Below are 13,167 nucleotides of genomic sequence, written 5' to 3'. Positions count from 1 at the left end.
GGAGGCTGACCATGAATACTTCACTCCGCAGCCCGTTAATCTATACGTTGTTTGTAATGCCAGCCCTAATTCTGTTTGTGATGTTCTTTCTATACCCTATTGGTAGCTCCCTGTATTACAGTCTGACGAGTTGGAATGGGGTATCGGCTGAGCCACGTTTTGTGGGTTTATCCAATTATGTGAAGGCACTGACCGATGAACGTTTTTGGATTTCCACACGGAATAACGGCTTTTTCATCGGATTTTCGGTACTGATTCAGGTACCCCTGATCGTCCTGTTTTCGCTTCTGATTGCCAATGTGAAAAGGCTGAAAGGTCTTTATAAAACAGCTGTTTTTTTACCATCCATCATGTCGACAGCCGTTATCGGTATCTTGTGGGGGTTCATCTATGAACCCAATATCGGACTATTAAACAAAATACTTCATGTGCTGGGCATCGATCCAATCTACTGGTTATCGGATAACCGATTTGCCATGTTGTCCATTTTGGTGACCAATGCCTGGCAGTGGACGGGATTTTACATTGTCATGGTGCTGGCGGCCATACTGGCGATTCCCCGTGATCTGGATGAAGCGGCTGCAATTGATGGGGCAACGGCAGTACAACGTGCAATGCGAATTACGTTGCCGTTGATCCGGCCGATCATTTCAGTAGTGATCATGTTGTCCATTGCAGGTGCCATGAAAGCAGCAGACATCGTGATTGTCATGACCAAAGGTGGGCCCGCCGGGTCCACCGAGGTTCTGGCCACATATATGATCAAATACGCGATTACCAACTTCAAATATGGTTATGGCAATACCATTGCAGTGCTGATCTTTGCTCTGACGCTTGTGCTCACTGCTGTGTATCAACTGCTGGTGGCGAGGCGGAGCGAGAAGGTGGAATATTGATGCCGAAAAGCATAAAAAGCAGTATACCTCATGTGTTGTTAATGTTGTACTTGATCGCGATTTTGTTTCCCTTTTTATTTGTAATTTTTTCTTCATTTAAGCAGGATAACAATGAAATCGCCCTGAATCCATTCGGTTTACCTACAACATGGGAGTTTAACAATTATGTGGAGGCTTGGGTGAATGCCAAGATTGGCACGTATTTCTGGAACAGCCTGTACATTTCGGTTTTATCGTCGGCGTGTACGATTGTGCTCGGGGCCATGTTCGCTTTTGCCGTAACCCGGATGAGACACCGGAGATGGAGCCTGTTTCTGTACAGTCTGATTCTGGCGGGTATGCTTATTCCCAACAATGCACTCATGCTGCCGATTTATCTGCTTGTACGCAAAATGGGCATATTGGATACGCATCTGGCGTTGATCGTGCCCTATGTGGCCAATGCGATCCCGTTTACAATTATTATACTGGCGGCTTTTATGCGTTCTCTGCCTGGAGAAATTGAGGAAGCGGCTGTCATGGACGGCTTGAGGGCACCGGGTATCTTTGCTAAAATAGTGATACCTCTTACGGTTCCGGCTATTGTTACCGTTTTTATCGTTAATTTCCTCGGCAACTGGAACGAATTTTTACTCGCCAACTATTTCTTATCCACCGATAAATTGCGTACGCTGCCAGTGGGCATGGTCCAGTTTCGGGATCAATATCAGATGAACTATGCCCAGATGTCGGCAGGTATTGTATACAGCGTTGTACCTGTACTTGTGATCTACGCTATACTCCAAGAGAAAATTATAGAAGGAGTAACTGCAGGTGGTGTCAAAGGTTAATACCATGAACCAGTTGATAGGGAGAACGGGATATGAACTTGCGAATGAAGCTGGCCTTGGCATTTCTGCTGCTGATTATTGTACCGATGTGTGCGCTGGGCATTGGCATGTTTCTGGTCACATCACATACGATTGAGAAAAAATACAATCAACAGGCCGAATATGCGCTTCAGGCCATTAGTTACAATATCGAGAATGTATTTCAGCAGATTAATAATGTTACCGACAACGGGATAGCTACATCGGTTTTTCAGATGGCGCTGAACGCCAAAGATCCGACCAAGCAGGATCTGGGAACCGGTAATCAGTTATCCCTGAATGCCAGCCAGCGCAATTTCCGTTCCCTTCTATATAATTATCCGTTCATCAGTTATGCCTTTTTATATGATTTGCGTTCTTCCGAGAACAACCAGATTGTCTCCATTTTCACCAAAGAGAACTTTCAAGCCCTTCCTTTTCAGCAATTCAAAGTACATCCCTTATTCAACGAAATTCAGCAACTTAATGGCGTGCCTAAATGGCTCGCACCTTTGGAATATCCCGAATTAACCGGGATAGAACCTGTCTTCACCCAGATCAGACTGGTCAAAGAACTCAGTTATTTTCAAAATATCGGCGTGCTTGTTGTTCAGATCAAAAAAGGAGAGATCGACCGGATCTTCCGTCACCTGCAAATCAGCGATTCGGCACAGGATACATCATTCCTGTTAATTAATGAAGAAGGGCTGATCGTCTATGATCCTGCAGGTATATATAACGGTGAGAACATGCAAAACCTTGGTACTGAATCCGGCAGGTACGGTCCTGGCTTTAGCAGTGTCAGAACGGTCTTTGACGGCAAGGAAAGCATCATTTCGCAATATCATCTGAAGAACTATAACTGGAGCCTAGTCAGTGTGACTTCATGGGAAGCCTTATCTGCGGAAACAAATGCCTTTGCCGGTTGGTCTGTCATCATTATTCTGTTATGTCTGCTCGCAGCGATGATCTTCAATCTTTTTTTCATGAATCGCATTACGGGTAACATTGCTGTACTTGTAAGGTTTATGCGTCGTGTGGATGATGGTGATTTTAATGCGAGGGTGGAAGGAAAAGGATTCGATGAAATGCAGCTGCTCGCGCAAGGGTTCAATGAACTATTGGATCGGATCGGGGGATTATTCCGTCGTGTTCGGGCAGAGCAGGAGCAGAAGGCCCAAGCGGAACTACGTGTACTACAGGCCCAGATCAAACCTCATTTCCTGTTTAACACATTGGAATCCATTAATGGATTAGCGCTGCGAGGGGAGGGCCGCAAAGTAAGCGAGATGGTGACCAGACTTGGCAATATGCTTCGTATCAGCATTCAGGATCAGGAGGAGATTCCGCTGGGTGAGGAAATCAGGCATTTGCAAAGTTATCTGGAGATTCAACAGTACAGATTCAGTGATTTGTTTACCTATGAGATTGACATTCCACCCCATCTATACAGCTCAATTCTGCTTAAGCTTACCCTTCAGCCTCTGGTGGAAAACAGTATTCAACATGGGTTTGAGGGGATCACCTATGCAGGTGTACTGCGGATAAGCGCATATGCGGAACGGGGTCATCTGGTGTTATGTGTTGAGGATAATGGGATCGGTATTCCCCAGGAAATGCTCGCACGATTTGAGTATATGGCAGAAGATCCACCGGAAGATATGCTCGCGGAAGGGGCTGAATCATTATCGTCCATAACGGAACGCAGGGGATTGGGATTACGAAGTGTGGCAGATCGAATTCGTATTCAATACGGGGCCGGGTATGGCATATTTATATGTTCAGCACCGGGGTATGGCACAGTTATTCGATGCATCATTCCATTATATGAGCAGGAGGAAGCCGGATGAATCTGACTGCAATGCTGGTTGACGATGAGCTGCCGATTCTGGAGAATTTGAACTACATTTTACCCTGGGAAGAGATGGGGATTGAAATCACAGGTACAGCGAGAAGTGGTTTAGAAGCGCTGGGGAAAGTAACAGAAAGTCATCCGGACATTCTCTTGTGTGATATTCGGATGCCGTCTATGGATGGATTGGAACTTATTCGTTTGCTGCGAGAGCAGGGTGAAACATGTGAAATTATTTTGCTGACCGGGTATCAGCAGTTTGAATATGCTCGAACTGCTATCAAGTATAACGTACATGAATACATATGTAAGCCAATTGATTATTTGAATCTTGAACATAAACTGCGTGAACTTGCCGGGCAGATCCAGAAGAGACGTCTGGAAAACGAATCGCAACGTTATCGCAGCCAAGAGATGGAAAGCTGGATCAGACATAAACAGTTGATTGACCTGTTGCGAGGAGAAGCACCTTTGACGATTGCCTATCCTGCCTCTGTTCCTGAATTCATAACAACTACTGCACCTTATACGTTGCTGCTGGTGGATGCAGTCGGTTATTTTCGCCATTCTATCGGCTGGTCCGAGCTTCAGCATCAACGATGGCATGAGATCGTAAGTTCCAGACTTAGGGAAGTGGCAGAGAGAATTATAGATGACTGTCAGATTCTTTCGACCCGCAAAGGTGAGTGGTGCATCCTGCTGGAGGCATCGGGGGAGTGGAAACGTCGCTCAGAGGAACTGGCCCATCAACTGTGTCTCGAATTAAATGTGATATTGTCCTTGGATTCAAGTGTGAAGGTCAGGGTTGTTCAGGATGCTGTGCCCGTGAACCTGGAGAGTAAAATTCTGGAGCGATACCGGCATTGTCAAAAAATACTGATGTCCCATTCGGAGAGTGAAGACAAGGTGCTGAAGGCGAGTTGTCCCAAAACCACCTTATCGTATGATCATACGGCTTCCAAAGGGGCTAACTCATGGATTACAAGAGAAGATCTGGAGCTTGTTACTCGGTGGATTCGTCAAGGGAACAAGCAGGGGTTACGTGATGTATTGGACCGGCTTAAACAGCAAATGGGGAATTCAGGACAATCCTTCAGCAAGGTAGATGAAACCAATCTTCGGTTTATGCTTGTGCACATGCTTCGTGAACTGCGGGAAGTGCAGGCCCTCGCTGAAGAGCACGAAGTGAATTTTTGGAATGCACTGCAAGGGGCCGTATCCATGAGGGAACTCCTTGAACTTGCAGAGGTTGTTACCCATGCCTATCAGGGCAAACAAACGCAGCCACGTCCTTCTGTATCGGAACTGATCTTGTCTGCATGTGAGTATATGGATGCACGGCTGCAACAGGACTTGGGAATAGATGAAGTCTCCGATTGGCTTGGAATCAGCCCGGGATACTTCTGCCAGCTATTTAAAACCCAAATGGGTGTTACTTTTGTGGAATATATGACGCAGAAACGGATGGAAAGTGCCGCTTTATTGTTGAGTACAACCGAATGGAGCATTACAGCGATTGGGGAAGCGACAGGGTTCAAGGAGCGCCGTTACTTCTCCAAGGTGTTTCATAAACACTTCCACATGAAACCCTCCGAGTACAGACAGAGTAAACAATCGGGTTCGTAGTAGCAAGGGAAACGGGAGGAGAGGTCGAATGAAACCCTTGAATGATCTGACATTGGAGCAAAAGGTAGGCCAATTGTTGATGTGTGGATTTCACGGTCAGCACGCAGATGAACAGATTACTCGCTTAATCCGTGACTATCATATTGGCGGCGTCATTTATTTCCGGCGGAATGTCGAAAGTATAGATCAATTGACACGGCTGTCCGCCGAACTGCAAGATATGGCTGCTGAAGCGGGGGCCCTACCACTCATGATTTCGGTGGATCAGGAAGGTGGCATGGTTGCACGGATTGATAAAGAGGGAATGACCCAAGTGCCGGGTAATATGGCACTTGGTGCAACAGGCAATCCAGAATATACCCTGGAGTGTGCTCAAATTCTGGGTCGTGAGTTAAAAAACATCGGTATTGATATGAACCTTGCGCCAGTGGTCGACGTGAATAACAACCCGCTTAACCCGGTCATCGGTGTACGATCGTATGGTGAACATGCTGAAAGTGTGGCCGCTCATGGCGTAGCAGCCATCACCGGATATCAATCACAGGGCATAGCTGCTACTGCCAAACATTTTCCGGGACATGGAGATACCGCCGTAGATTCTCATCTTGGTATCGTTACAGTACCTCATGATCGAAACAGGCTGGAACAGATGGAGCTACTACCGTTCCGCCGGGCGATTGAGGCCGGCGTTGATGCTATTATGACAGCTCATGTGATGTTCCCTTCGATTGAGCCCGAGCCCATTCCGGCAACGTTGTCACATAAGGTGTTAACGGGTCTGCTACGTGAGGAAATGGGTTTTGAAGGCATTATTATTACAGACTGTCTTGAAATGCATGCAATATCCAAGCCATATGGTGTAGCTGAAGCTGCGATTCGTGCTGTGGAGGCAGGAGCAGATCTGATTCTGGTGAGTCATACCTTGCAAGATCAGGTTGCTGCGCTGGAAGCCATTGTGGAAGCAGTTCGAACGGGCCGAGTATCGGAAGAGGTTATTCATCAGGCGTTGGAACGCATTATGACATGGAAAAGAAAGCGCTGTGGGCAGCAAAATGACTATCTTGTTTCGCTGAAAGCGAGTGAAACGTTCGAAGGAGCAGATGTTGAACCTGTTAAAAACAATGAATCCATTGAATCCACTGAACCCAGTGATCCCAGTGAATTAAACGAATCGACATTGTTCAAGATTGCATCAAGCAGTATTACCATCGTTCATAATGATGGGCTGCTGCCGTTGGACCGAGAGAAGGACGTGTATGTCATCTGGCCTGAGGTTGTGCAACGGACAGAGGTGGATGAACCATGGTCCCATACAGAATCGCTGGGTATGGCGTTATCGCAGCTGCGAGGCACAGTTCGTGAGCACAAAATTACTACTCAGCCCACTTATGATGAAGCAGATCGGATATTGGCTGATGTGTCGGAGAGTGAACAAGTTATCGTATGTACGTACACATCGGCAGGTCATCTTCCGAAAGGGCAACAGTATTTGGTTGAAAAGCTTAGTAAGAATCATTCGCTGATTGTCATTGCTCTGCGCAATCCATATGATCTGCTGGAGATTTCGAGGCCGGGAAGTTATGTGTGTACGTATGAGAATACACCTGCAGTTGTTCGGGTACTGTCCCATGTGTTAACCGGTGGACTGCAGCCAACAGGAAGTCTGCCTGTCCGTTTGCGCTAGGCCTATTCAATCCTTACATCTCTCTGCGATATGGTGCTGAATGACCACATCGGAGAGAGATTTTTTTGTTGGAATTTTCTATTGGTTAATTTTGGGATATGAATGCTAAAAAGATAATTGATAGATAACTATTTTCATAGTATTTTCCTTCTATTAAAAGTTTACAATTCTCCTCTTAACTTTTTAGCAACTTTTCCCGGTTCCAAGCGTCTAATAATATGACTTTTTGAGGGGGATATTTATAAAATGGGAGCAGAAGGAGCCAAAGACAAAGAATGAATTTGAAGAAGAAATTGTCCATACTTACCGCTTTTGCTGTGTTTCAGGCGTTTGCAGTGATTCCTGCCAATGCACAATCAGCAGATCAGAGCGATACTACATCAGTGAATACAGCCAAAGTTAAATCCGTGGAGGTTGTGAAGAAAGAACAAACCATCGCGGAATCCGAAGTGAAATCCGGAACAAACACTCCAACATCAAATAATGAAACAACTGAAGAAGTGAACCCTGAGACAGATGTTCCTACAGGAACAGACGCGACTCCTGTTGAGCCGGTAATTGAACCTACAGACGAAGAAGGTACAGCTGAGGAAACACCAGCACCTGCACCAGTCGAAGTGGAGCAACCATCTACAGGCAGTTCATCTGTTGCTGGAGGCGGGGGTGGAGACCTCACTCTTTATATGAACAGTAATAAAATGATGCAAGATGGCAAAACGTATCTTGCTGGACAGCCGATGGCTGTTAAAAATGGAGTATCCTATGTAGCGATCCGTGCTCTCGTTGATCGGGTTGGCTATGATGTCAAATATGATAACACAACTAAAGAAACGATCATTATTAGTGGCGAAGATGAGTTGCGTTTCAAAACAAACAGCAAGATCTATACCGTTAATGGTGTGTCCAGAACGATGAAGGGCACGGCTTATCAACAAAAAAATACGTTCATGGTGCCGTTGACTTCAATTACACAGGCTCTGGACATTACGTATAAAGTAAATCAATCTGCCAAAACGGTTGTATTGAATCTGAGTACCAAACCGGTGGCAAGCTTCACGGTACAAAAAGAGGTTTTTGCCGGAGACCAGGTAACCTACACAACCAGATCCAGCTCTCCCAAGGGACTCAGCATTGTAGATGAGCGTTGGACAGGCCGTCAGGATTCATTCGACCAACCAGGTGTATACACAGTAACCTATGCGGTCCAGGATTCAAGTGGTCAATGGAGTGATCCGTATTCGGTTACGATTAAGGTTGAAAGACCAAATCTGCCTCCTGTTGCGATGTTTACGACAGATAAAGAAGAATACAAAATGGGTGAGAAAATCACTTATATTGATCAAAGTACAGATGATGAGAACGCAATTGTAAAAACAGAATGGGATAACAATGCACTTGCATTCTTTGTTCCAGGACCGAAGACCGTAACGATTACAGTTACCGATAAACATGGTGCTAGCAATAGCTATACCAAGATGATCAATATTACGGGAGAAACACTTTATAGTGTGACTGACTTCAATCAATTGTTCACACCAGTCGGTGAGAAGTTCACTTTTGACGGTGGTGGAGTACCGGCATTGGAGAAAGTACCTTTCACTTATTATGATGAACCAAGTCTGTTGATCCGCAGTAACAGCCCGGAAACCGTGAATACAGAAGGTATTGTGTACAAGGAATCTTCCTTTGGACAGACACGCTTCATGATTCACCATGTGAACAACACGGGCAAAAACGTAAAAATGTATGTTGTAGCGACAAACAACAATGCATACACGGCGTCCATTGACCAGCAAAACATGGGTTTTGCAGGACCGTCTCCTTTTGCAACGGTAGCTGGAAAGCTGTCCATTGACCGTTGGTTCCAATCCATGCAGAATGGTACCGGACAAAAGAAAGTGTACATCCAGCCAGGAGAAAGCAAGCTGATTCTCAATGATCTGAGCGTTCTTCCGATGAAACAGGGACAAGTCATTTCCTTGTATTCGGATGTATTCAGTGACTATGAACTGGATTACAACATTATCATGATCGAAGAAAATAAGGACCCGATGGAAGTGTTGTCGAGCCTGCCGGTTCTGGATCGTGATGGAGTTCACAACCGTGGTACCTATCCAAATGCAACACGGATCATTACGTATGATCAAGAATTAGGATCGAAACCTGCACGTCTTCCACTTGGAGACAATGCAAGTGATCCAAACCTTGTGGGAACAGACCCTATGGCTTACACGGAAGCTTCCAACGCAGGTAACTTCGGTGTATTGTACAAAATTACATTGAATAATGTTGCTCCGCGCACGTTGATTTCATTCAATCCTCGTGGAGGCAGATATTCAGGTGTGGCACTCGTGAATGGTCAAGTCGTTCAGATTTCCACAGGTAAATCTGTAACTGCACCTAATGAGCAAAGCGTAATGTATCGCACAGGTTCGTACGGCGAGAGTGTAACTATTCTCTTCTCGGCGGCACCAGGAAGTAACTTGCCTGTTAACCTGCTGTTCACGCCGCTTCCGGCTGAAAAGTAATATCATGAACATGCACGGACGGTTTGGAGTGAAAGCTTATATCATATATACCCGTTCACCCCAAAAGTCGCCCGAACGATTGATCATCTGAACCGTCAGGAAGGGACTCCATCAAAATGTAATGTCATTAGCTCAAGCTAGACTAATGGCAATGCATGTGCATGGAGTCCTTTTTATGTGATGTTGGAATGACCTAACCCGGTGTCTTCGTTGACTCTAATCGTAATTTGATGCATTATTAGAGGTATACAAGAAAGCGAAAGTTTTCGCTTTTGCCGAATAAACTGTCGCTCTATGAATGATGCAAAATGCTCGTATGACAGGAGGTGCTTAAGATCATGCTGTCGACAGAACAGATTATTTCGACCATGTCCTCACAGGGGCTTCGCATTACCGATCAGCGGAAAACACTGGCCCGGTTATTTGCCGAGTCCCCCGGGTATCTTACACCCAAGGACGTCTATGAATATATGGGTAAGACTTACAGCGGACTGAGTTTTGACACAGTATATCGTAATTTGCGGGTGATGCAGGAACTGGGTGTACTGGAACAGGTCATCTTCGAAGATGGCGTTAAATTCAAAGCACACTGTAGTGAAGATCATCATCACCATCATATGATCTGTCTGAAGTGTCAGAAGACATATCCTATTATTTTTTGCCCGATGCAGCTTGCGGATGCGCCTGAGCAATTTCAGGTTGTAGACCACAAGTTCGAGGTATTTGGATATTGTAAGGACTGTGCAGAGCATGCTCCGGCCAAAGCGGCATCGGGACATACACACGCTCATGGGAAGCACTGACCATGAAGTTATCGCGCAGAATTGCTCAGGCACCCATTCGGGTGTACCGCAACTATATCTCTCCATTAACACCGCCAACATGTCGGTTCTATCCGAGCTGTTCGGCTTACGCCATGGAGGCGATTGAAGTGCACGGTGCGCTCAAAGGTTCGTTGTTAACAGCGAAACGTATTGCCAAATGTCACCCGTTTCATCCAGGCGGTGTAGATCTGGTGCCACCAAAGGCGGAGAAATCCATGATGGTATCAGAGTAACGTTATAGCCGAAAGCATTCGGTTAGCCTGAAGGCAGGCCGGGATTGAACTTGAGGATGCTGTCCACTTGACAAAGGGGTCCGCACTTCAGTATATTTTTCCTATATATGCGAGTTCAAAAAGTCTAGTTTTCAGTACCAAGAAGATGGGATGAAGTTAGAAATGGAGTAGCGGAGCGTAGGAAACCTACGTGAGCAACGGACATTTCGGCTGAATTTCAACTTCGATGCTGATGATGCCGGTAGGCATGATTCGTAATCAAAAGTGGACTTTTTGAACAACTTCTATATGATTTTCCAGTGAAGGGATAAGTACAGACACACCCCCAGTGCAGAGAGCCGGATGAGCTGAGAACCGGTCTGGGAGGAGGATGGAATATGGTCCCGGAGGAACCTCTTTCGAGCGTGCAGACAGTGATTTAAGAGCTGCTGTCGTAAGGCTGAGGCGTGATCCAGCGTTAATGGGCGGTCGAAGGACCGACAGAGCCTGTGTTTTGCGAAAAACATGGGGAATTTGGGTGGTAACACGTGAGAGCAACTCTCGTCCCATAGGGGCGGGAGTTTTTTGTGTTCTTTTTTAGTTGTTTTGGACGAAGAGATCACATGAAGCAGGAACATTTGAAGGAGGAGAAGTCATTCATGGCTGACCAAAAAACATTTTATCTGACAACCCCGATTTATTATCCGAGTGACAAATTGCATATTGGGCATGCGTATACTACGGTGGCAGGAGATGCGATGGTTCGTTACAAGCGTCTACGCGGTTATGATGCTCATTATCTGACAGGAACCGATGAACATGGCCAGAAGATTGAGCGCAAAGCACAAGAGAAAGGACAGACACCGCAAGCTTTTATCGATGATATCGTTGTGGGGATCAAGGAACTGTGGAACAAGTTGGACATTTCCAATGACGACTTTATCCGTACAACCGAAGAGCGTCACAAAACCATTGTTCAGGATATCTTTGACCGTTTGCTGAAACAGGGAGATATCTACAAAGGTGAGTACGAAGGCTGGTACAGCATTCCGGATGAGACGTATTACACGGAGACTCAACTGGTGGATGTAGAGAAGAACGAGAAGGGTGAGATTATCTCGGCCAAGAGCCCAGATAGCGGACACCCGGTTGAATTGGTCAAAGAAGAATCCTACTTCTTCCGTATGAGCAAATATGCAGATCGTTTGTTGAAATATTATGAAGAGAACCCGGGCTTTATTCAGCCGGAATCCCGTAAGAACGAGATGATCAACAACTTCATCAAGCCAGGTCTTGAAGATTTGGCCGTATCGCGGACTACATTTGAATGGGGCGTCAAAGTTAAAGGCGATCCAAAACACGTGGTTTACGTGTGGATTGATGCGTTGTCCAACTATATTACAGCACTGGGCTACGGTTCATCCGATGCATCCCTGTATAACAAGTTCTGGCCTGCGGATGTACATTTGGTAGGTAAAGAAATTGTTCGTTTCCATACGATCTACTGGCCAATTATGTTGATGGCGCTGGACTTGCCTTTGCCGAAGAAAGTGTTTGCACATGGCTGGTTGTTGATGAAAGATGGCAAGATGTCCAAATCAAAAGGTAATGTCGTTGATCCGGTTACCCTGATTGACCGTTACGGTCTCGATGCACTGCGTTATTACCTGCTGCGCGAAGTACCGTTTGGTTCCGATGGTACATTTACACCAGAGAGCTTCGTAGAGCGTGTCAACTCCGACCTCGCGAACGATCTGGGTAACCTGTTGAACCGTACCGTTGCCATGGTAGACAAATATTTTGAAGGCAAAGCCCCTGCGTTTGCTTCAAATGTAACGGAATTTGATGCTTCGCTGGAAGAAGCAGGCCATGCTACAGTGGAAAAAGTGGAACAGGCGATGGAAAACCTGCAGTTTTCCGTAGCACTGACAGCGATCAGCCAGTTTGTCAGCCGCACCAACAAATATATTGATGAGACGCAGCCATGGGCGCTGGCTCGTGATGAAGCAAAACGCGATGAATTGGCATCCGTTATGGCTCACCTGATCGAAAGCTTGCGAATTGCTTCGATTCTGTTGCAACCGTTCCTGACACGTGCTCCTCATAAAATCTGGGCACAGCTCGGCATTCAGGAAGGTGAACTTACGGCTTGGGATACAGCCAAGCAATGGGGTCTGGTTCCAACTGGAAACGTATTGCAAAAAGGTGATCCAATCTTCCCGCGTTTGGATTCCGAACAGGAAATTGCTTATATCTCCGAAGCAATGACTGGTGGCCAAAAAGCGGCACAGCCTGAAGTAAGTCAAGCAAATGCTGGAGCTTCAGCAGCTGTTGAACCTGTAACTGCACCTGAAGGTACCGAAGAGATCGGGATTGACGATTTTGCCAAAGTTGAACTGCGTGTCGCGCAAGTCATTGCCTGCGAACCGGTTAAAAAAGCAGATAAATTGCTGAAATTGCAGCTCGATCTGGGTTATGAGCAGCGTCAGGTCGTATCTGGAATTGCGAAGTTCTATTCGCCAGAAGAGATGGTTGGACGCAAAGTCATCTGTGTCACGAACCTCAAACCGGTGAAACTTCGTGGTGAATTGTCTCAGGGTATGATCCTTGCAGCATCGCATGGCGACCAGCTTACACTGGCTACAGTACCAGACAACATGCCTAATGGTGCACAAGTAAAATAAGAATTAAGTTATG

The 13,167-nt window shown here is 46.1% G+C and carries 9 protein-coding genes; all 9 read left to right on the top strand.

Features of this window, described 5'->3' with window-relative positions; genetic code table 11:
• Positions 1-11 precede the first annotated feature (11 nt).
• The 9 genes from MHI12_RS19785 (at position 12) to metG (ending at position 13,154) form a co-directional block, all read left to right on the top strand.
• On the top strand, positions 12-896 hold the full coding sequence (locus MHI12_RS19785) for a carbohydrate ABC transporter permease (protein WP_036614432.1): 885 nt from the start codon (positions 12-14) through the stop codon (positions 894-896).
• The gene (locus tag MHI12_RS19780) at positions 896-1,726 is read left to right on the top strand and encodes a carbohydrate ABC transporter permease (RefSeq protein ID WP_036614430.1); all 831 of its coding nucleotides are present in this window, start codon (positions 896-898) and stop codon (positions 1,724-1,726) included. Before MHI12_RS19785 ends, MHI12_RS19780 begins: the two co-directional genes overlap by 1 nt.
• 32 nt (positions 1,727-1,758) lie before the next feature.
• Positions 1,759-3,594, top strand: coding sequence for a sensor histidine kinase (locus tag MHI12_RS19775; protein ID WP_405170101.1), 1,836 nt, complete (start codon positions 1,759-1,761; stop codon positions 3,592-3,594).
• Positions 3,591-5,222 (top strand): response regulator, encoded by a 1,632-nt coding sequence (locus tag MHI12_RS19770; RefSeq protein WP_405170100.1) that lies wholly within the window; start codon positions 3,591-3,593, stop codon positions 5,220-5,222. Before MHI12_RS19775 ends, MHI12_RS19770 begins: the two co-directional genes overlap by 4 nt.
• A 28-nt stretch (positions 5,223-5,250) precedes the next feature.
• Positions 5,251-6,906 carry a beta-N-acetylhexosaminidase gene (nagZ, locus tag MHI12_RS19765; protein WP_405170099.1) on the top strand — a complete coding sequence of 552 codons (1,656 nt, stop codon included), beginning with the start codon at positions 5,251-5,253 and terminating at the stop codon, positions 6,904-6,906.
• Between the two features lie 275 nt (positions 6,907-7,181).
• A complete protein-coding gene (locus MHI12_RS19760) occupies positions 7,182-9,434 on the top strand; it encodes a stalk domain-containing protein (RefSeq protein ID WP_405170098.1) in 2,253 nt (750 codons plus the stop codon).
• A gap of 338 nt (positions 9,435-9,772) precedes the next feature.
• Positions 9,773-10,237: a Fur family transcriptional regulator gene (locus MHI12_RS19755; RefSeq protein WP_017687564.1), complete on the top strand. Its 465-nt coding sequence runs from the start codon at positions 9,773-9,775 to the stop codon at positions 10,235-10,237.
• Positions 10,238-10,239: 2 nt separating this feature from the next.
• The gene (yidD, locus tag MHI12_RS19750; RefSeq protein WP_017687565.1) at positions 10,240-10,491 is read left to right on the top strand and encodes a membrane protein insertion efficiency factor YidD; all 252 of its coding nucleotides are present in this window, start codon (positions 10,240-10,242) and stop codon (positions 10,489-10,491) included.
• A 638-nt stretch (positions 10,492-11,129) separates the two neighbouring features.
• Positions 11,130-13,154: a methionine--tRNA ligase gene (metG, locus tag MHI12_RS19745; protein ID WP_405170097.1), complete on the top strand. Its 2,025-nt coding sequence runs from the start codon at positions 11,130-11,132 to the stop codon at positions 13,152-13,154.
• Positions 13,155-13,167: the final 13 nt, after the last annotated feature.

It is taken from the genome of Paenibacillus sp. FSL H8-0280, from assembly GCF_045040665.1.
Taxonomy (GTDB): Bacteria; Bacillota; Bacilli; order Paenibacillales; family Paenibacillaceae; genus Paenibacillus; species Paenibacillus xylanexedens_A.
The sequence above is the reverse complement of the archived record's forward strand: the minus strand, read 5'-3'. Positions and strand labels throughout refer to the sequence as shown.

What these genes read in the sequence shown, in the direction of transcription:
- MHI12_RS19755 (WP_017687564.1), top strand. Translation starts at nt 9,773, where the DNA reads ATGCTGTCGACAGAACAGATTATTTCGACCATGTCCTCACAGGGGCTT.
- MHI12_RS19775 (WP_405170101.1), top strand. Translation starts at nt 1,759, where the DNA reads ATGAACTTGCGAATGAAGCTGGCCTTGGCATTTCTGCTGCTGATTATT.
- MHI12_RS19780 (WP_036614430.1), top strand. Translation starts at nt 896, where the DNA reads ATGCCGAAAAGCATAAAAAGCAGTATACCTCATGTGTTGTTAATGTTG.
- MHI12_RS19770 (WP_405170100.1), top strand. Translation starts at nt 3,591, where the DNA reads ATGAATCTGACTGCAATGCTGGTTGACGATGAGCTGCCGATTCTGGAG.
- MHI12_RS19785 (WP_036614432.1), top strand. Translation starts at nt 12, where the DNA reads ATGAATACTTCACTCCGCAGCCCGTTAATCTATACGTTGTTTGTAATG.
- MHI12_RS19760 (WP_405170098.1), top strand. Translation starts at nt 7,182, where the DNA reads ATGAATTTGAAGAAGAAATTGTCCATACTTACCGCTTTTGCTGTGTTT.
- nagZ (WP_405170099.1), top strand. Translation starts at nt 5,251, where the DNA reads ATGAAACCCTTGAATGATCTGACATTGGAGCAAAAGGTAGGCCAATTG.
- yidD (WP_017687565.1), top strand. Translation starts at nt 10,240, where the DNA reads ATGAAGTTATCGCGCAGAATTGCTCAGGCACCCATTCGGGTGTACCGC.
- metG (WP_405170097.1), top strand. Translation starts at nt 11,130, where the DNA reads ATGGCTGACCAAAAAACATTTTATCTGACAACCCCGATTTATTATCCG.